The sequence below is a fragment of the Roseibaca sp. Y0-43 genome (genome assembly GCF_020667835.1).
Taxonomy (GTDB): Bacteria; Pseudomonadota; Alphaproteobacteria; order Rhodobacterales; family Rhodobacteraceae; genus Roseinatronobacter.
In genome coordinates this window covers 101,998-119,505 of record NZ_JAFMPR010000002.1, presented here as the reverse complement: position 1 = coordinate 119,505, position 17,508 = coordinate 101,998, and the positions used below count along the sequence as shown (strand labels likewise).

The following is a 17,508-nucleotide window of genomic DNA, read 5'->3' as shown; positions in this document are numbered from 1 at the left end:
CCGGAAGGACAAGCCCCATGCCCCATGCCAAGACCACGCCCTTCGCCATGCCCCTGCCAGAGGCCTTGGCCCATGTCGACCGTGTCTTCGGCATTGACGCCATTCTGGCCGATGAGGGCACGGACATCCTGAAGCCCTATTACGTGCAGTCAGAGCCGGGCTACAAACGCGTGCATTCGGAAAAAGGCTGTATGCACATGGCGCTGAACCCCGACGGGGTTTACACCGCCGACGGGTATTTCGCCCAGATCCGCGACGTGGCGTATCAGATCCGGCAGGTGCAGGGCACAAGCGTGCTGGAACTTGGCAGCGGCATGGGGTTCAACACCATAGCCCTTGCCCCCGATCATCCGGATGTGCAGTTCACCGGGCTGGACCTGATGGAGCATCACGTCAAGACGGCCAACAAAGACGCGGGCCATCTGCCCAACGCGACGTTCCGGCAAGGCAGCTACACCGATATACCGGCGGATCTGCACGGCGCGGATGTGGTCTTTGGGCTGGAAACACTGTGCTATGCCGAAGATCTGGACGCGGTCGCGGCGCAGATCGCGGGCGCGATGGCACCGGGCGGGCGCTTCGTGATGTATGACGGCTTTCGCCGCGCCGATTTCGACGCCGCCCCCGAAGACGTGCGCACCGCCGCGCGCCTGTTCGAGGTGACGACCGCCGTGACCGGCGGCTTTCACATGATAGAGGCGTGGGAAGCGGCCCTGACCCGCGCGGGGCTGGTGGTCTTGCGCAGCGAAGACCTGACCGACCAATCCATCGCCGGGATGCGCTATTTGCACAACCGCGCGGCCAAGTTCTTCCGCTCTTGGAAATACCGCGTGCTGAAACATGTCATGCCGAAATACCTGATCCGCAACGCGGTGGCGGGGCTGGTCGGCCCTTACATGATCGAAGGGGCCGGGCCGAACTCTGGCGACACGATGGGCGCGATCACCTATTCGGTGCTGATGGCGGAAAAGCCGCGCTAGGTTTTCGCTTCCCTGTGCGCGCCTGCGGGACTATATGGCGCGCATGTCGCAAAACCCGCCCTCGCTTCGCCCCGATCTCGCCCCGCGCGCGCAATTGCGCGACGCAGCCCCGCGCCCCAACCAGCCGACCATCGGCATGGTCAGCCTTGGCTGCCCCAAGGCGTTGGTCGATAGCGAACGCATCCTGACCCGCCTGCGCGCCGAGGGCTACGCGATCAGCCCCGATTATGCCGGCGCGGATGCGGTAATCGTGAACACCTGCGGCTTTCTGGACAGCGCCAAGGCGGAATCCCTCGATGCGATTGGCGAAGCCTTGGCCGAGAATGGCCGCGTGATCGTGACCGGCTGTCTGGGGGCAGAGCCCGACTACATCACCGGGGCGCACCCCAAGGTGCTGGCCGTGACCGGGCCGCACCAATATGAGCAGGTGCTTGATGCCGTGCACAAGGCAGTGCCGCCAAGCCCCGATCCCTTCATCGACCTGCTGCCCGCCAGCAGCGTCAGCCTGACGCCCCGGCATTACAGCTACCTAAAGATTTCAGAGGGTTGCAACCACAAGTGCAAGTTCTGCATCATCCCCGACATGCGCGGGCGTCTGGTCAGCCGCCCCGCCCATGCGGTGCTGCGCGAGGCGGAGCGGCTGGTCGATGCGGGCGTGCGCGAATTGCTGGTGATCTCTCAGGATACCTCTGCCTATGGCGTGGACCTGAAACATGCCGAAGAGCGCGGCCACCGCGCCCATATCACCGATCTGGCGCGCGATCTGGGGTCTTTGGGCACATGGGTGCGGCTGCATTACGTCTACCCTTACCCGCATGTGCGCGAGCTGATCCCGCTTATGGCCGATGGCTTGGTGCTGCCCTATCTGGATATTCCGTTCCAGCACGCCCATCCCGACACGCTCAAGCGCATGGCGCGCCCCGCCCATGCCGAGCGCACGCTGGACCATATCGCGGCATGGCGCGACATCTGTCCCGACATCACCCTGCGCTCGACCTTCATCGTCGGCTATCCGGGAGAGACGGAAGCGGAATTCCAGACGCTTCTGGATTGGCTGGACGAGGCGCAGCTCGACCGCGTGGGTTGCTTTCAGTATGAAAACGTCGATGGCGCACGCGCCAATGCCCTGCCCGACCATGTGCCCGACGAGGTGAAGGCAGAGCGCTGGGAACGCTTCATGCAAAAGGCCCAAGCCATTTCCGCGGCAAAACTGGCCGCCAAGGTAGGACAAGTGATGCAGGTCATCGTCGACGAGATCGACGAGGACGGCATCGCCACCTGCCGCACCAAGGCCGACGCGCCCGAAATCGACGGCAACCTTTTCATCGACGACGGGACCGAGGGGCTGGCCCCCGGCGACATTGCCACGGTCGAGGTGGACGAGGCCGGGGACTATGACCTGTGGGGCACGCGGGCCGATCACGGGTAAAGGGGCGCGGGGAGCAGAGCGCCCCGCCACCCTATCTATCGGACGAGTTTCCCGGCCATCTCCAGGTAGCTTTGGGCGTGCTCTTTCAGCCGCGCGGCATTCGTGCTTTCGGACCAATGGTGCACGATTTCCAACTGCACCGCGATCGCGGTGCTTTCCGCGATCATCTTGGCCAGCGCATCTTCCAGCGTATAGGTCAGCTGGTGGATGTCTTCCATGTCATCGGCGGAGAGGTCGGGCTTGCCCAGAATTTCCGCCAGATGCGCGTTGTGGCTTGTGAAATTGGCCAGGGCGTCTTCCAGCGTGGCAGAGGGTTGCGGGGCGTAGTGATCGACCGTGTCGCTGGCCAGCGCCGGGGGCACGAGAGAGAACGCCACGAGGGCGACGAAAGCGGCATGTTTCATGCGCAGGATCCTTTCAAGCTGTCGGTTCATGTCAGACGTGGCTGGAACCGATGCCCTTGGCTGCGCTAACCTGAGTGTTTTTATCAGGTTTTATATGGCCCCGCAATCGCTAAAGCAGGCGCGTTTAAGATCACTCTGGCGCGGGGAGTTTTCGCATCGTGTAGGCGTCGTATTGCACCGCCAGCCAATCGGCCGCGCAGGCATCGACCTCTGTCAGCTTCTGGCGCTCGGCCTCGCGCATTCGGGTCGACCGCATCAGCATGATCCGCCGCGCCAGCGCCGCCTGCCCCCGCGGGCTTTCGGCAAAGACGGCATCTGGGACCAGCGCGGCCACGGGGCTGCCCAAGGTCACGAGCGCCTCGTAATCGCCAAGCGCTGTGTAAAGCGCCATCACGCAAGATGCTTGCGTGGCCGCGCATTGCGCCGCGCAGACCGCGCGAAGCGGCAAGGCGGGCGTGGAATGCGCCAGCCAGTCTTGCAAGGCCTGTGCCTGTGGCGCGCCATTGGGACCAAAGCGCTGCTGCGGATCGCCCGGATGCAGCCGCGCCGCGTCGTGCTCGCGCAGCACGCGGGTTTCGGACAGCATCAGCAAGGCGGGCGGATACCAGTCGCGCGCCAGAACATCCGGCGCAAAGCCGGTATCCTGCCGTTTGACAAGCGTCAGCAAGGCCTCTGCCAGCGCACGCGGCTCTTGCGCGCGGGCGAAGGTTTCGGCGGTGTCCAGACTGGCCTGCATCGACCACAGATCGCGCCACGCCTGTGCCAACGGGTCGCCCCCGGCTGCCGCCACATCGACCCAGCTGCGCCCCGACATGCCGCCGGGGGCGCGCAAAAGCTCCAGCCGCTCGGCGCGGGTCAGGGCCGCGACCGCCGGCCCCTGCAATTCCGTCGACTTGTCGACCAGACCAAGGAAAAGCTGCGCGTCGGTATCACCCGCGCGCGCAAGCCCGGCCAAGGCGCGCAACCCGTCCAGCTCGCTGCCTTCCAACCATTCGGCAATCGCGGCCTGCCGCTCCTCTGGCGTGTTTTGCGCGGCCAGACCACCCGTCAGCCCCACGGCCAGCAGCGCCGCACAGGCCAGCCTGCGCCATGCGGTGCCGATGCGGTAACGGATGCCTGCCTGTGTCATGCCTTGGGATGTCCTCTGCCCTTGGGCCTGACTATGCCGTGCGGCGTGCGCGGCAACAACCCGCAACCTACTGCGGATCACGGCTTTGCGTTGCCGAATGGTCCAGAAAGCCACCCAGAAAAAACCCGCCCAATCCGGGCGGGTCAGTCACCCGCGCGTCGGCGGGACAGGGAGGAAAGTGTTCCCGACCACTCTGTCGAAAACATGTATATCTATATGATCTATCCAGCGGTCTTGCCTTGATCTGGATCAAGACCGCATTGGCGCGCATACCGCCCCGAAACCGCAACAATAGCCGCCTTGGCGCGCGATTGACCAAGATTGCGGAACAGCGGCCCCCGTGCGCCCCGAATTTGACACGATCTTGCCCCGCCACGGCCATATGCCATTTGCGCCATGACCGGGCGCTCTGTAGGTTTGCAGCCACTCGAAACCGGCAGGACAGCGATGAGCGACATTGACCTTTCCACCGCGCGCACAGAGGCCGAATGGCTGGCCCGTCTGGATGAACTGGGCGATGAGCTGGGCTGTTTCACGCCGCTGGGCGCCCATCACGCGGCGTTTTTTGCCGATGGGGACGACACGCTCATCGTCAGTTTCGAAACCATCGCGGACTGCCGCGCCACCGGGCCAGACCACAAGCCCCTTGGCCTGCTGGTGGCCGAGGCGCATGGCTGGTCGCATCTGGGCCTGATCGCGCGCGCGCCGCGCTGGTATCGTGACCGCGAGGTGCTGGATTTCTTCGACGCGCAGATCGACGAAGGGTTTTTCGAAAGCTTCAAGCGGGTGCTGTTCTATGGCGCGGGCATGGCGGGATATGCAGCTTGCGCCTTTAGCCTCACGGCACCGGGCGCAACAGTGCTGGCCATTGCCCCGCAAGCCACGATTGACCCAGAGATCGCCCCTTGGGACCACCGCTTCACTTGGGCGCGGCGGCTGGATTTCCGCACGCGCTTCGGTTTCGCGCCCGATATGCTTGACGGCAGCCGCAACGCCTTTGTGCTGTATGACCCCGCGCAGACAGAAGATTCGATGCACGCGGCCCTGTTCCGCCGCCCCTTCGTGCATATGATCCGCAGCCCCAACCTTTTTGGCCCGACCCCGCAGGCGCTGGCCCGGATGGGGCTGTTGACGCCGTTGATCGAACTGGCCGCCGTCGGGCGTCTGACGGGGCTGAAAGCGGCGAACCTGTTGCGCAAGCGGCATGACGACCCGACCTATCTGCGCGCGCTGACCCATGCCATCGCCAAGACCGAGCGCCCCGGCCTGACCGCCATCGCCGCGCGCCGGGCGATGGAACGCCGCCGCCCGGCCAAGGCACTGGCTGAACCGGTCGCCTGACGCCTCACCCCCCGGCCCTTCAGGATAGCGCCGCCCCAGCGTCAAACAGACCCTGTGCGGCCATGAACAGGACAGCGCGCGCCGGTGCGGCTATATTGAGCGCTGGTTCACAGGGAGGTCCGCTCATGTCCGACACTGAATTCCGCAAGATCCAGACCCAAGGGGTGCATCACATCACGCTGATCGGCGCGGATCGGCAGACATCCATTGAGTTCTGGGAAGGGGTTCTGGGGATGCCGTTTATCTTCGACCAGCCCAATTTGGACAATGCCGACGAAGGGCATCTGTATTTCGACCCCGGCGACGGGCGGCTGATAACCATCTTCACCAATGAAAACCGCAAGCCAGACCCCAAGGCGGTGCCGGAAGATACCGGCAGCCTGCACCATCTGGCGTTCAACGTGTCGCAGGCCAGCTTCTGGCAGGTGGCCAAGCGGCTGGATGCGCGCGGTGTCAAGCATTCCGGCCCCGTGGATCGCGGCTTCATGGATTCGATCTATTTCCGCGACCCGCTGGGCCTGCGCATCGAATTGGCCAGCTACCGGTTCGAGCCGCCCGAAGGCACGCGCCATGCCGATGTGATGATCGAAGCCCACCGCATTCGCGTGGCCCGCGGCGACCGCAACATCCAGCGCGAGCATTTGGCCGATGCGATAGAGCTGCTGGTCGAGCGGCGGCAACAGTCGCTCAGCGCGGACCGGGGCGCGAAGAAGGGGTATTGAGGGCGCTTGCCCCTGCCTTTGCGAAGCCTTACACCGGGCGCAAACCGCAGATGCCAAAGGACCGCGACCCATGCGCCTGACCCGCTATTTCCTGCCCGTGCTGAAGGAAACCCCGTCCGAGGCGCAGATCGTCAGCCACCGGCTGATGCTGCGCGCGGGCATGATAAAACAGGCGAGCGCCGGCATCTATTCGTGGCTGCCCTTGGGCTACAAGGTTCTCAAGCGCATCGAGCAGATCGTGCACGAGGAACAAATCCGCGCGGGCCATATCCCGATGCTGATGCCCACGCTGCAATCGGCCGATCTGTGGCGCGAAAGCGGGCGCTATGACGATTACGGTCAGGAAATGCTGCGCATCAAGGACCGGCATGACCGCGACATGCTATATGGTCCGACCAATGAAGAGCTGATTACCGACATCTTCCGCAGCCATGTCGGCAGCTACAAGGATTTGCCGCTGACGCTGTATCACATCCAGTGGAAATTCCGCGACGAGGTGCGCCCGCGTTTCGGCGTGATGCGCGGCCGCGAATTCCTGATGAAGGACGGCTATAATTTCGACATCGACAAGGACGCGGCGCTTCACGCCTATAACCGCCACCTTGTCAGCTACCTGCGCAGCTATGAACGCATGGGCCTGCAAGCCATCCCGATGCGCGCCGATGGTGGCCCGATCGGTGGCGATTACACGCATGAATTCCTAGTGCTGGCCGAAACGGGCGAGTCGGAGGTGTTCTATGACAGCGAGATTACCGACCTGAAATTCGGCGACCGCGCGGTGGATTATGACAGCGTGGCAGCGTGTCAGGCGGTGCTGGAGGAATTCACCTCGCGCTACGCCCGCACGGATGAAACCCATGACGAGGCGCTGTTCCACAGCCAAGTGCCCGAAGCACGACGCCGCTCCGCGCGCGGGATCGAGGTGGGCCAGATCTTCTATTTCGGCACCAAGTATTCCGAGGCGATGGGCGCGACCGTCGTCACCCCCGATGGCAGCCGCGTGCCGGTGCATATGGGCAGCCACGGGATTGGCGTTTCGCGCCTGCTGGGCGCGATCATCGAAGCAAGCCACGATGACAAGGGCATCATCTGGCCCGAAGGTGTCACCCCCTTCCATTGCGGGATCGTGAACCTGAAACAGGGCGACACGGCGGCGGACGCGGCCTGTGAAAACCTGTATAAAGCCCTGAGCGCCACGGGGTTGGAGCCGCTTTACGACGACCGCTCGGAACGCGCGGGCGCGAAATTCGCAACGATGGACCTGATCGGCCTGCCATGGCGGATTACCGTTGGCCCGCGCGGGTTGGAAAAGGGTGTCGTGGAACTCACCTCGCGCCGCACGGGCGAAAGCGAAGAGATGTCGCCAGAGGCGGCGCTGGACCGTTTGGCCCAGATATACGCAAACGTATAAAACACTAAAAACCCGCCACTTGGGCGGGTTTTTTAATGTCAATTTGTCAGAGAACCCTTAGCCCGCCTTACGCGCTTCCATCGCATCCGCGAACCGCTCGAACAGGTAGAAGCTGTCCTGCGGGCCGGGGCTGGCCTCTGGGTGGTGCTGCACGGAAAACACCGGCTTGCCCTCGACCTGAATGCCGCAATTCGACCCGTCGAACAGCGAGGTATGCGTTTCCACCACGCCCTTGGGCAGGGTTTGCGCATCGACTGCGAAGCCGTGGTTCATGGACGTGATTTCGACCTTGCCGGTGGTGTGATCCTTGACCGGGTGGTTCGCGCCATGATGGCCGTGGTTCATCTTGATGGTCTTCGCGCCAAGCGCCAAAGCCAGCATCTGGTGGCCAAGGCAAATGCCAAAGACCGGCAGGTCGGCTTTCAAAACGTCCTGAATCATCGGCACGGCATATTCGCCGGTTGCCGCCGGGTCGCCCGGCCCGTTCGACAGGAACACGCCATCGGGGTTCAGCGCCAGCACATCCTCTGCGGTGGCGGTGGCGGGCAGCACGGTCACATCGCAACCGGCAGAGGCCAGACAACGCAGGATATTGCGTTTTGCGCCATAGTCGATGGCGACGACCTTGTGTTTGGGGTCGGTCTGGCGGGTATAGCCCTCGGGCCATGCCCACCGCATTTCATCCCAGCGGTAGCTTTGCGCACAGGTCACGTCGCGCGCCAGATCAAGACCCACAAGCCCTTTCCACGCGCGTGCTTTCGCGACCAACGCTTCCAGGTCGAACACCCCATCGGGGTTATGCGCCAGCGCCACATGCGGCGCGCCTTGCTGGCGGATCGCGCGGGTCAGACGGCGGGTATCGACCCCGCCGATGCAGATGCGCCCGCGCCGTTCCAGCCAGTCGACCAGATCACCCTGCGCGCGCCAGTTCGATGGCGCGGTCGGATCCCATTTCACGACCATGCCGGCGGCGACGGGTTCGGCGGTTTCGTCATCTTCCACCGTCACACCGGTATTGCCGATATGCGGGAAGGTAAATGTCACGATCTGGCCCGCATAGGACGGGTCGGTCATGATTTCCTGATAGCCGGTCATGGCGGTGTTGAAGCAAAGCTCTGCCACCGTCTCTCCGGTTGCGCCGAAGCCGCGCCCGTAAAAGATGGTGCCATCGGCCAGAGCAAGACATGCGGTGGGTTTGAGTGACTGGGCACACATTGCGACGCGACTCCCGGCTGGCCTGATTTCGGCGCAACCTATGGGGCGGGGCGAAAAGAATCAAGCGAAACCGCGTTTGGCAAGAATGCGGCATATATCACTGTTTTAAAACGTTTTATTTCGCATTGCCGCCGTTGCGGCAGATGCCTAATATGGCGATCTTGTCGCCAACCACATTGAAAAGGGGCCACGCATGTCCATGCGCGAGACGATCACAACCGCGCTGAAGGCCGCGATGAAAGAGCGCGATGCCGACCGACTGGCCGCGCTGCGGCTGATTAATGCCGCCATCAAGGACCGCGACATTGCCGCGCGCGGCGAAGGCGCGCCAGAGGTGTCGGATGCCGAGATCATCACCGTGCTGACCCGCATGGTCAAACAGCGCCGCGAATCGGCGCGCGCCTATGAAGAAGCCGCCCGGCTGGACCTGGCCGAAAAGGAACTGGCCGAGATCGCGGTGATCGAGGATTTCTTGCCCCGCCAGATGGACGATGCCGAGATCGAGAAAGCTGTTGCAAGCGCCATCTCCGAGACCGGCGCGTCCAGCGTCCGCGATATTGGCCGGGTGATGGGCATTTTGAAAACCCGTCACGCGGGCGAGATGGATTTCGCCAAGGCCGGCGCCGCGGTCAAGGCGCGGCTGGGCTGACCGGCCCGGTCCGGGGCCGTTACACGCAATAGTGTCGCCGATAGTGTCACTCGGGGGCCATTTCCCGCCGATCGGGCCGCCGCGCCCCCTTTACCGCCGACCCTGCCCCGCCCTATAAGGCGCGAAACCATCTGGACCGGGTGGCCTTGCAGCGGAAATCTGCGGCCCCGGCGCAAACACGGAACTTATCAGTATGAACCCTTTTGCCAGCCTGTTCACGTCCGACATGGCCATCGACCTGGGCACCGCGAATACGCTGGTCTATGTCAAGGGGCGCGGGATCATCCTGAACGAGCCGTCGGTGGTGGCCTATCACATCAAGGATGGCCGCAAGGCGGTTCTGGCCGTGGGCGAGGATGCGAAACTCATGCTGGGGCGCACGCCCGGCAGTATCGAGGCGATTCGCCCCATGCGCGACGGCGTGATCGCGGATTTCGATGTGGCGGAAGAGATGATCAAGCATTTCATCCGCAAGGTTCACCGCAACACGTTGTTTTCCAAACCCAAGGTCATCGTCTGCGTGCCCTACGGGGCGACGCCCGTGGAAAAGCGCGCGATCCGGCAGTCGGTTCTGTCGGCGGGCGCGCGCCGTGCGGGCCTGATCTCGGAGCCCATCGCGGCGGCGATTGGCGCGGGGATGCCGATCACCGACCCCACCGGCAGCATGGTGGTCGATATTGGCGGCGGCACCACGGAAGTGGCGGTTCTCAGCTTGGGTGACATTGTCTATGCGCGCTCGGTCCGCGTGGGCGGCGACCGGATGGACGAAGCCATCGTCAACTTCTTGCGCCGCAACCAGAACCTGCTGATCGGCGACGCCACTGCTGAAAAGATCAAATGCTCTATCGGGACTGCCCGTATGCCCGATGACGGGCGCGGCAAATCCATGCTGGTGCGCGGGCGCGACCTGCTGAACGGCGTGCCGAAGGAAACCGAGATCACGCAGGCCCAAGTGGCCGAAGCGCTGTCGGAAACCGTGACCACCATGTGCGAGGCGGTGATGATCGCGCTGGAAACCACGCCGCCCGATCTGGCCGCCGACATCGTGGACCGGGGCGTCATGCTGACGGGTGGCGGCGCGCTGCTGGGCGAGCTGGACCTCGCGCTGCGCGAGCAGACGGGGCTGAGCATCTCGGTCGCGGATGAGGCGTTGAACTGCGTGGCCATCGGCACCGGCAAGGCGCTGGAATATGAAAAGCAGTTGCGCCACGCGATTGATTACGAAAGCTGACAGGTAGGGCTTGGCCTTGGCCAGCGAACGCCAGATCGACACCGATTATGTCCGCCCGCTCCGGCGTATTCTGGTGGGGGTGCTGGCGGTTGTGCTGCTGTTGGTGTTCCTTGTCTGGCGCATCGACAGCCCGCGCGTCGAAAGCTTCCGCATGGCGGTCATCGACCGCATCGTGCCCTCGTTCGACTGGGCGCTTGCCCCCGTCACGCAGGTCGCGGCCCTGGCCGAGGATTTCCGATCCTACGCGCGGATCATGGAGCAAAACCAACAGCTTCGCCGTGAATTGCAGCAAATGCGCGCATGGCGCGAGGCTGCGCTGCAACTGGAACAGCGCAATGCCGAACTTCTGGACCTGAACCAGGTGCGGCTGGACCCGCAACTGACCCATGTCACGGGCGTGGTGATGGCCGATAGCGGGTCGCCCTTTCGCAAATCCGTGCTGTTAAACGTGGGCACGCGCGACGGCGTGGTCGATGGCTGGGCGGTCATGGACGGGCTGGGGCTGGCGGGCCGCATCGCGGGCGTGGGCACGCGCACCTCGCGCGTGGTGCTGCTGACCGACAGCGCCAGCGCCGTGCCGGTCATCGTGCAGCCCTCGGGCCAGCGGGCCATGCTGACGGGCGACAACAGCGCGTTTCCGATCCTCGATTTCGTCGAAGACCCGGACGATCTGCGCCCCGGCGACCGGGTGGTCAGTTCCGATGATGGCGGCGTATTCCCGGCTGGCCTGCTGGTGGGCGAGGTGGTGATGACCCGCGACCGCCGCTTGCGCGTGCGGCTGGCGGCGGATTACGGGCGGCTGGAATTCCTGCGCGTGCTGCGCTCGCGCCCGATGGAAGAGATCACCTCGACCGGCGACCTGATCCTGCCGCCCGATCTGACGCAGGACAGCGTCGACACCATGCCCCAGACGCCTGACGCCACGGCCCCCGACGGCGCGCCGCAAGCTCCCGTCCTGCCGCCCGTGATCGTCGATCCGGGCCTTGCCCCCATCCCCGACGCGGCGCGCAGCGATGGCTGAGCGCAGCCTGTCCGGGCGCGTCTGGTTCGCCTCTGTGTTCCTTGGCCTTGGCCTTGTGCTATGGCTGGTGCGGGTGCTGCCGCTGCAAGGCTTGGGCGACCCGGCCACCACACCGGGCGAGACGGGGCTGACCCTGGGCACCTGGCCCGCGCCCGACATCATGCTGGCGCTGACGCTGGCCTGGGTCATGCGTCGCCCCGACCTGTTGCCCGCCCCGCTGATCGCGCTCTACTTCTTCCTGGAGGACATCCTGATGTTGCGCCCGCCGGGCCTGTGGGCGCTGATCGTGCTGGGCGCGACCGAATTCCTGCGCCGCCGCAACCCGACGCTACGCGGCCTGACCTTTTGGGTGGAATACGCGCTGATCGTGCCGCTTTTGCTGGCGATGGTCGTGCTCAACCGCGTGGTGCTCGCAATTGTGATGGTGCCGCAAGTGCCGCTTGGCTTGAGCCTTGCGCAATTTGTCGGCACTGTGGCGATCTATCCGGTCGTGGTGGCCTGCCTGCATTACGGCATGGGCCTGCGCAAACCCGCGACGGGCGAGGTGGACGAACTGGGGCAAAAGCTGTGAAACGGTCTGACCGCGAGAAGGAACTCAGCCGCCGCATGATCACGCGGCGCGCCTTGGGCTTGGGCGGCATCATGACGGCCGTGACCGGCACGCTGATGTGGCGGCTGCGCGACATGCAGTTGGAACAAGCCGATGCGTTTCGCCTGCTGGCCGAAGAAAACCGCATCAACCTGCGCCTGTTGCCGCCCATTCGCGGGCTGATCCATGACCGCAACGGCGTTCTGCTGGCTGGCAACGAGCAGAATTACCGCGTAGTCATGACCCGTGACGACGCGGGTGACATCGACCTTGTGCTGTCGCGCCTGCAAAAGCTGATCGCGCTCGATGACGAGGCGGTGGCCCGCGCCCGCGAGGACATGATGCGCAACCGCCCCTTCGTGCCCGTGACCGTGGCCGAACGGCTGAGCTGGGAAGAAATCAGCCGCATCGCCGCCAATGCCCCCGCCCTGCCCGGCGTGACGCCAGAGATGGGGCTGTCGCGCATCTACCCGTTGCAGGCCGATATGGCGCATGTGGTTGGCTATGTCGGCCCCGTGTCGGACCGCGATCTGGAAGGGCTGGAGCGCCCTGACCCGGTGCTGATGATCCCGCGGTTCCAGATCGGCAAAAGCGGGGTCGAGCGCGCCGAGGAAGAGCGGCTGCGCGGCAAGGCGGGCTCGCAGCGGGTTGAAGTGAACTCTGTGGGCCGTGTCATGCGAGAGCTGGACCGCGTCGAGGGCGAGGCGGGCGAAACCCTGCACCTGACCATCGACGCCCGGCTTCAGAATTACGCGCTGGAACGTATGGCCGGGCAATCGGCGGCGGCGGTGGTGATCGATGTGGCGTCTGGCGACATTCTGGCCGCCGCAAGTGCACCCAGCTATGACGCGAACCTGTTCGTACGGGGTATTTCCAGCCGCGATTACAACAGCTTGCTGGAAAACGAGTATCGCCCGCTGGTCAATAAATGCGTGCAAGGCATGTATCCGCCCGGCTCTACCTTCAAGATGGTCACGGCCTTGGCGGCGCTGGAAGCGGGCGAAACCGACGGGCGCGAGCGTGTCTTTTGCCCCGGCCATATGGATGTGGCCGACAACCGTTTCCACTGCTGGAAGCGCAGCGGCCACGGCCGGGTCGATCTGGTCGCGGCACTGGCCGAAAGCTGCGACGTGTATTTCTACGAGATGTCGCAGCGTTGCGGGATCGAACGCATCAACGCCATGGCCGAGCGTCTGGGTCTGGGCATTCGCTACGATCTGCCCATGACTTCTGTCGCGTCGGGCCTGAACCCCTCGCGCGAATGGAAGCAGCGCACCCGCGATGCCGATTGGCGCATCGGCGACACGGTCAACGTGTCGATCGGCCAAGGCTATGTGCTGACCACACCCTTGCAACTGGCGGTGATGACCGCGCGTCTGGCCAGCAACCGCGCCGTTCTGCCCCGCCTGATCCGCGACCCGCTGGAGCGTGCCGCGCCGCAAGCCGCCGATCTGGACCTGCGCCCCGAATGGCTGGAGATGATCCGCCGCGGCATGTCGAATGTCGTCAATGACCGGCGCGGCACGGCCTATTCGTCGCGCGTGACCGAACCGACCATGGCAATGGCGGGCAAAACCGGCACCAGCCAGGTGTTTTCCATCACCCGCGCCGAGCGCGAGGCGGGCATCCGAAGCCAGGAAGACCTGCCGTGGAACCGCCGCAACCACGCGCTGTTCGTCAATTACGCGCCGCTGGTTAACCCCAAGGTGGCCGTGGCGGTCATCGTGGAACATGGCGGCGGCGGGTCCACGGCGGCGGCCCCCATCGGGCGCGACATCTTGCTGGCGGCACTGAATGAAGGGCGCCCGCCCCTGTCGGCCTATCCGACCTCTCAGCGCAACCGCATCAGCGCCGAGCAAGAGGCGCTGTCCGAACGGCTGCGCGATCTGGGGTCGTTCCGGGTCAGCCGCGCATGAGTTACCTGGAATACAACACCCAACGGATGCCCAAGGGCGCGGCCAAGATCCTGCATCTGAACTGGGCGCTGGTGGTGCTGCTGGTGGCGGTGGCCTGCTATGGCTTCGTCATGTTGTTTTCCGTCGCAGGCGGCAGCGCCACCCCGTGGATGGAGCCGCAGATGCAGCGCTTCGCCATGGGTCTGGCGGTCATGTTCGTGGTCGCGCTGATCCCGATCTGGTTCTGGCGTTCGGTCTCTGGCCTGGCCTATGGCCTGTCCACCCTGCTGTTGCTGGGGGTCGAATTCTTCGGCTCTGTCGGGATGGGGGCGCAGCGCTGGCTGGAAATCGGGCCGTTGCGCTTGCAGCCCTCGGAACTGGCCAAGATCACCACCATCATGGCGCTGGCCGCTTATTACGACTGGGCCGACATCAAGAAAATCTCGCGCCCGGTTTTCGTGCTGGGCGCGGCGATGATCGTGCTGTTTCCGGTCTTTCTGGTTGTGCGCCAGCCCGATCTGGGCACCTCGCTGCTGATCGCGGCGGCGGGCGGTGCGGTGATTTTCGCAGCCGGTGTGCATTGGGCCTATTTCGCGGGTGTCATCGGCTCTGTTGCGGGGCTGGTCGTGGCGGTCTTCGTCTCTCGCGGGACCGAGTGGCAGCTTTTGAAAGACTACCAGTATCGCCGCATCGACGCCTTTCTGGACCCCACGCTCGACCCGCTGGGCGCGGGCTATCACATCAACCAGGCCATGATCGCGCTGGGGTCGGGCGGCTGGTCGGGGCGCGGCTTCATGGAAGGCACGCAATCTCGGCTGAACTTCTTGCCCGAAAAGCACACCGATTTCATCTTTACCACGCTGGCCGAGGAATTCGGCTTTATCGGCGCGGGGTCACTTCTGGTGCTGTACCTGATGATCCTTGCGTTCTGCCTTGTGACAGTGCTGCGCACGTCGAACCGCTACGCCGCGCTGCTGGCAGTTGGGGTGACGGCGAATTTCTTCCTGTATTTCGCGGTCAACACCGCCATGGTGATGGGGCTTGCGCCCGTGGTCGGCGTGCCCTTGCCGCTTATCAGCTATGGCGGGTCGGCCATGATGGTGCTGATGGTGGGCTTTGGCCTGCTGCAATCGGCGCATGTGCACCGCCCAAGGCTTCCGACATGACGCTGACGGCGCTGTTCGCGGCAGGCGAAGGCGATTTCGCGGAGTATGAAGCCCCCTTGCGCGCGGCGTTCGAAGCCTGTGGTCTGGATGTGGCCGTCGTGACAGAGGCCGCGCCGGATCAGGTCGATTACATCATCTACGCGCCCGCCAACCCGCTTCAGGACTTCACCCCCTTCACCCGTTGCCGCGCGGTGCTGTCCCTTTGGGCCGGGGTGGAGCGTATTGTCGGAAACCCGACCCTGACACAGCCCTTGGCGCGCATGGTCGATCCCAGCCTGACGCAGGGCATGGTCGAATATGTGACCGGCCATGTGCTGCGCTATCATCTGGGGCTGGACCGGCCTGCCACCGACTGGACCCCGATCGTGCCCCCTTTGGCGCAGGACCGCCGCGTGGGGTTTCTGGGCTTGGGCGAATTGGGGCGCGCCTGTGCGCAAGCGTTGGCGCAGCTTGGGTTCCAGGTCGCGGGCTGGTCGCGCACCCCGCGCGAGGTTGCAGGAATTGCCTGCCATCACGGGGATGAGGGGTTGCGCGCGGTGCTGGAACGCTCTGACATTCTTGTCACGCTTCTGCCGAACACGCCCGCGACCGCGAATATCCTGAACGCCGACACGTTGGCGATGCTTCCGAAGGGCGCGCGGATCATCAATCCGGGGCGCGGCTCTCTGGTGGATGACACGGCCCTTCTGGCGGCCTTGGACAGCGGCCATATCGGCGGGGCGACGCTCGATGTGTTCCGCATCGAGCCCCTGCCGCCAGAGCACCCCTATTGGGCGCACCCCTTGGTCACGGTTACACCCCATATCGCCGCCGCCACGCGGCCCGAGACCGCGTCGCAGGTCATTGCCCGGAATGTGGCACGGGTCGAGGCGGGCGAGACGCTTTTGCACGAAGTCTCGCGCAAAGCGGGCTACTAGGGCGCCTTCGTTCAAATAATCGTAACACCTGCGTGGCAGGCTGATCCCTCGCGCGGAACGTGGTTTTGCGCTAGTCTTTGCCTATGAAAGCCCGCCGCACCATGCGCCAGCCCGCGCCGCCCCTGCCCGAGCATCTGCGCCCGGCCCCGCCCGCGCCATCCGTGCGCGGCTGGCTGTGGCAGGTGCCCTTGGGCGTGGTGCTGACGCTGGGCGCGCTTTACTGGATCTCGGGGTTGGTCGATCATTGCGCGCAAAGCGGCCGCTTCTGCCCGCAGACCGCGCCGGTTGTGGACCGCGCAGCACTTCCCCCCGAACCTGCGCCTGCCGCCCCCGCGCCAAACGCGCCCGCGCGTCCGGTGATGGACCACGCACTGGCCCCCCTGCCCCTTAGCCTGGGCGACGGGCCTTTGTCGCAAAGCTATGTCCTGCCCCCCGGCCAGACGGTCGAGGATGCGGCGACCCAAGCCGCCCGCATCGCGCTGGACCAAGTGAACCTGATCGCCGTGGTCGAGGCAGATGGCATTCGCCACGCGCTGGTGCGCTTGCCCGACGGGCGCATCTTGCGGCTGCGCGAAGGCGACCGGCTGGAAGATGCGACCGTCGCGGCCATCGGGGACAACACGCTTTACATGCTGCGCCCCGACAACACGCCGCGCGCGCTGGTGCTGGGGGGTTAACCTTCGCCGCCACCCGCGACGGTCAGGCCCAACATGCGCCAGCCCTGCATCCCCCAACGGTAATAAGCGATCTTCTCGGCCGGATAGCCCGCCTCGATAATGCGCCGAATCGCGGCGGGCGACTGGCCGCACCACGGGCCGTTGCAGAACATCACAAGGTTCGGCACGACCTCTGCGTCGCAGATGAAACCTTCGAAATCGGGCGTGCAGCCTAGTTCATGCAGCTCATCCGCCATCTCTGTATAGGGCATGTTGATCGCGCCGGGGATGGTGCCGGTCTGCCAGTCGGGGCGCACGCGGCCATCGACGACCAGCGTGTTCGGGTCTTGCAGCGCTGCCAGAACCTCTAGCTCGCCCACGGTGCGCACGCCCTCGGCGGGCGTCATGGGCTGGATGCAGAAATCGGGACAGGGGCGCGCGATGCGGGCAAATTCGCCCTCGATCACGGCGGATTCGTCCTGAATGCGCGAGATTTCGACCTCTCCGCCCGGCACAGGCACGGTCACGCTGGACATGTCGGGCGTGATATTGACGGTCTCGGCCAGCGCAGGCGCGGCCAGAACGGCCAAGAGCGCGGTCATGGGGGCAAATCGTGTCATGGTCTCTCCTCCGAGATGTGGGACAGGCAAAGCCTATCGCAGAAGCGGCAGCTTGCAAAACCCCTCGTTTTCACTGGCCGAAGCGCTTGACAGCGCGGCGCTCGTGGTGCATTTGGCGGCTTCCGTTCGGACA

General features: G+C 64.7%; 17 protein-coding genes. 13 read left to right on the top strand and 4 right to left on the bottom strand.

The genetic code is table 11. The features are described 5' to 3' along the window. The first annotated feature begins 17 nt into the window (after window positions 1-17). Both J1C52_RS02875 and rimO read left to right on the top strand, forming a co-directional pair. Window positions 18-980, top strand: coding sequence for a class I SAM-dependent methyltransferase (locus J1C52_RS02875; protein ID WP_227426421.1), 963 nt, complete (start codon window positions 18-20; stop codon window positions 978-980). 43 nt (window positions 981-1,023) lie between these two features. Continuing rightward, window positions 1,024-2,409: a 30S ribosomal protein S12 methylthiotransferase RimO gene (gene rimO / locus J1C52_RS02870; RefSeq protein ID WP_227426420.1), complete on the top strand. Its 1,386-nt coding sequence runs from the start codon at window positions 1,024-1,026 to the stop codon at window positions 2,407-2,409. Between the two features lie 35 nt (window positions 2,410-2,444). On the opposite strand, the gene J1C52_RS02865 is transcribed toward rimO, so the two are convergent. Both J1C52_RS02865 and J1C52_RS02860 read right to left on the bottom strand, forming a co-directional pair. Next, window positions 2,445-2,813, bottom strand: coding sequence for a DUF6746 family protein (locus J1C52_RS02865; protein ID WP_227426419.1), 369 nt, complete (start codon window positions 2,811-2,813; stop codon window positions 2,445-2,447). A gap of 130 nt (window positions 2,814-2,943) precedes the next feature. Then, a complete protein-coding gene (locus tag J1C52_RS02860) occupies window positions 2,944-3,942 on the bottom strand; it encodes a hypothetical protein (RefSeq protein ID WP_227426418.1) in 999 nt (332 codons plus the stop codon). 447 nt (window positions 3,943-4,389) lie between these two features. Between J1C52_RS02860 and J1C52_RS02855 the strand changes: the two genes are divergently transcribed. The 3 genes from J1C52_RS02855 to proS all read left to right on the top strand — a co-directional run bounded on the left by J1C52_RS02855 (window position 4,390) and on the right by proS (window position 7,416). Next, the gene (locus J1C52_RS02855) at window positions 4,390-5,283 is read left to right on the top strand and encodes a phosphoadenosine phosphosulfate reductase (RefSeq protein ID WP_227426417.1); all 894 of its coding nucleotides are present in this window, start codon (window positions 4,390-4,392) and stop codon (window positions 5,281-5,283) included. A 125-nt stretch (window positions 5,284-5,408) separates the two neighbouring features. Continuing rightward, window positions 5,409-6,005: a VOC family protein gene (locus tag J1C52_RS02850; protein ID WP_227426416.1), complete on the top strand. Its 597-nt coding sequence runs from the start codon at window positions 5,409-5,411 to the stop codon at window positions 6,003-6,005. Window positions 6,006-6,075: 70 nt separating this feature from the next. After that, entirely contained in the window at window positions 6,076-7,416 is a 1,341-nt protein-coding gene (gene proS / locus J1C52_RS02845; protein ID WP_227426415.1) for a proline--tRNA ligase, read from the top strand. Between the two features lie 57 nt (window positions 7,417-7,473). Here the strand turns inward: proS and carA are convergent, their stop codons facing one another. Next, window positions 7,474-8,631 (bottom strand): glutamine-hydrolyzing carbamoyl-phosphate synthase small subunit, encoded by a 1,158-nt coding sequence (gene carA / locus J1C52_RS02840; protein WP_227426414.1) that lies wholly within the window; start codon window positions 8,629-8,631, stop codon window positions 7,474-7,476. Window positions 8,632-8,824: 193 nt separating this feature from the next. Here carA and J1C52_RS02835 point away from each other — a divergent pair, with 193 nt between their 5' ends. The 8 genes from J1C52_RS02835 (at window position 8,825) to J1C52_RS02800 (ending at window position 16,776) form a co-directional block, all read left to right on the top strand. Continuing rightward, the gene (locus J1C52_RS02835) at window positions 8,825-9,280 is read left to right on the top strand and encodes a GatB/YqeY domain-containing protein (RefSeq protein WP_227426413.1); all 456 of its coding nucleotides are present in this window, start codon (window positions 8,825-8,827) and stop codon (window positions 9,278-9,280) included. Window positions 9,281-9,473: 193 nt separating this feature from the next. Beyond that, window positions 9,474-10,511, top strand: coding sequence for a rod shape-determining protein (locus J1C52_RS02830; protein WP_121093746.1), 1,038 nt, complete (start codon window positions 9,474-9,476; stop codon window positions 10,509-10,511). A 16-nt stretch (window positions 10,512-10,527) separates the two neighbouring features. After that, window positions 10,528-11,532 (top strand): rod shape-determining protein MreC, encoded by a 1,005-nt coding sequence (gene mreC, locus J1C52_RS02825; RefSeq protein WP_227426412.1) that lies wholly within the window; start codon window positions 10,528-10,530, stop codon window positions 11,530-11,532. Beyond that, entirely contained in the window at window positions 11,525-12,103 is a 579-nt protein-coding gene (locus tag J1C52_RS02820; protein WP_227426411.1) for a rod shape-determining protein MreD, read from the top strand. The genes mreC and J1C52_RS02820 overlap by 8 nt, the downstream gene beginning before the upstream one ends. Continuing rightward, window positions 12,100-14,037, top strand: coding sequence for a penicillin-binding protein 2 (gene mrdA / locus J1C52_RS02815; RefSeq protein WP_227426410.1), 1,938 nt, complete (start codon window positions 12,100-12,102; stop codon window positions 14,035-14,037). The genes J1C52_RS02820 and mrdA overlap by 4 nt, the downstream gene beginning before the upstream one ends. Next, window positions 14,034-15,182, top strand: a complete 1,149-nt coding sequence (gene rodA, locus J1C52_RS02810) for a rod shape-determining protein RodA (protein ID WP_227426409.1) — start codon at window positions 14,034-14,036, stop codon at window positions 15,180-15,182. The genes mrdA and rodA overlap by 4 nt, the downstream gene beginning before the upstream one ends. Further along, the gene (locus J1C52_RS02805; RefSeq protein ID WP_227426408.1) at window positions 15,179-16,099 is read left to right on the top strand and encodes a 2-hydroxyacid dehydrogenase; all 921 of its coding nucleotides are present in this window, start codon (window positions 15,179-15,181) and stop codon (window positions 16,097-16,099) included. The genes rodA and J1C52_RS02805 overlap by 4 nt, the downstream gene beginning before the upstream one ends. A gap of 83 nt (window positions 16,100-16,182) precedes the next feature. Continuing rightward, a complete protein-coding gene (locus tag J1C52_RS02800) occupies window positions 16,183-16,776 on the top strand; it encodes a hypothetical protein (RefSeq protein WP_227426407.1) in 594 nt (197 codons plus the stop codon). Here the strand turns inward: J1C52_RS02800 and J1C52_RS02795 are convergent. Beyond that, the gene (locus J1C52_RS02795) at window positions 16,773-17,375 is read right to left on the bottom strand and encodes a rhodanese-like domain-containing protein (protein WP_227426406.1); all 603 of its coding nucleotides are present in this window, start codon (window positions 17,373-17,375) and stop codon (window positions 16,773-16,775) included. The genes J1C52_RS02800 and J1C52_RS02795 overlap by 4 nt on opposite strands. Between the last annotated feature and the right edge of the window lie 133 nt (window positions 17,376-17,508).

Bases quoted from the DNA above. Each gene is read 5' to 3' on its own strand.
- J1C52_RS02800 (WP_227426407.1), top strand. From the start codon at position 16,183: ATGAAAGCCCGCCGCACCATGCGCCAGCCCGCGCCGCCCCTGCCCGAG.
- rimO (WP_227426420.1), top strand. From the start codon at position 1,024: ATGTCGCAAAACCCGCCCTCGCTTCGCCCCGATCTCGCCCCGCGCGCG.
- carA (WP_227426414.1), bottom strand. From the start codon at position 8,631: ATGTGTGCCCAGTCACTCAAACCCACCGCATGTCTTGCTCTGGCCGAT.
- J1C52_RS02855 (WP_227426417.1), top strand. From the start codon at position 4,390: ATGAGCGACATTGACCTTTCCACCGCGCGCACAGAGGCCGAATGGCTG.
- J1C52_RS02875 (WP_227426421.1), top strand. From the start codon at position 18: ATGCCCCATGCCAAGACCACGCCCTTCGCCATGCCCCTGCCAGAGGCC.
- J1C52_RS02860 (WP_227426418.1), bottom strand. From the start codon at position 3,942: ATGACACAGGCAGGCATCCGTTACCGCATCGGCACCGCATGGCGCAGG.
- proS (WP_227426415.1), top strand. From the start codon at position 6,076: ATGCGCCTGACCCGCTATTTCCTGCCCGTGCTGAAGGAAACCCCGTCC.
- J1C52_RS02830 (WP_121093746.1), top strand. From the start codon at position 9,474: ATGAACCCTTTTGCCAGCCTGTTCACGTCCGACATGGCCATCGACCTG.
- J1C52_RS02835 (WP_227426413.1), top strand. From the start codon at position 8,825: ATGTCCATGCGCGAGACGATCACAACCGCGCTGAAGGCCGCGATGAAA.
- J1C52_RS02850 (WP_227426416.1), top strand. From the start codon at position 5,409: ATGTCCGACACTGAATTCCGCAAGATCCAGACCCAAGGGGTGCATCAC.
- J1C52_RS02820 (WP_227426411.1), top strand. From the start codon at position 11,525: ATGGCTGAGCGCAGCCTGTCCGGGCGCGTCTGGTTCGCCTCTGTGTTC.
- rodA (WP_227426409.1), top strand. From the start codon at position 14,034: ATGAGTTACCTGGAATACAACACCCAACGGATGCCCAAGGGCGCGGCC.
- J1C52_RS02865 (WP_227426419.1), bottom strand. From the start codon at position 2,813: ATGAAACATGCCGCTTTCGTCGCCCTCGTGGCGTTCTCTCTCGTGCCC.
- J1C52_RS02795 (WP_227426406.1), bottom strand. From the start codon at position 17,375: ATGACACGATTTGCCCCCATGACCGCGCTCTTGGCCGTTCTGGCCGCG.
- J1C52_RS02805 (WP_227426408.1), top strand. From the start codon at position 15,179: ATGACGCTGACGGCGCTGTTCGCGGCAGGCGAAGGCGATTTCGCGGAG.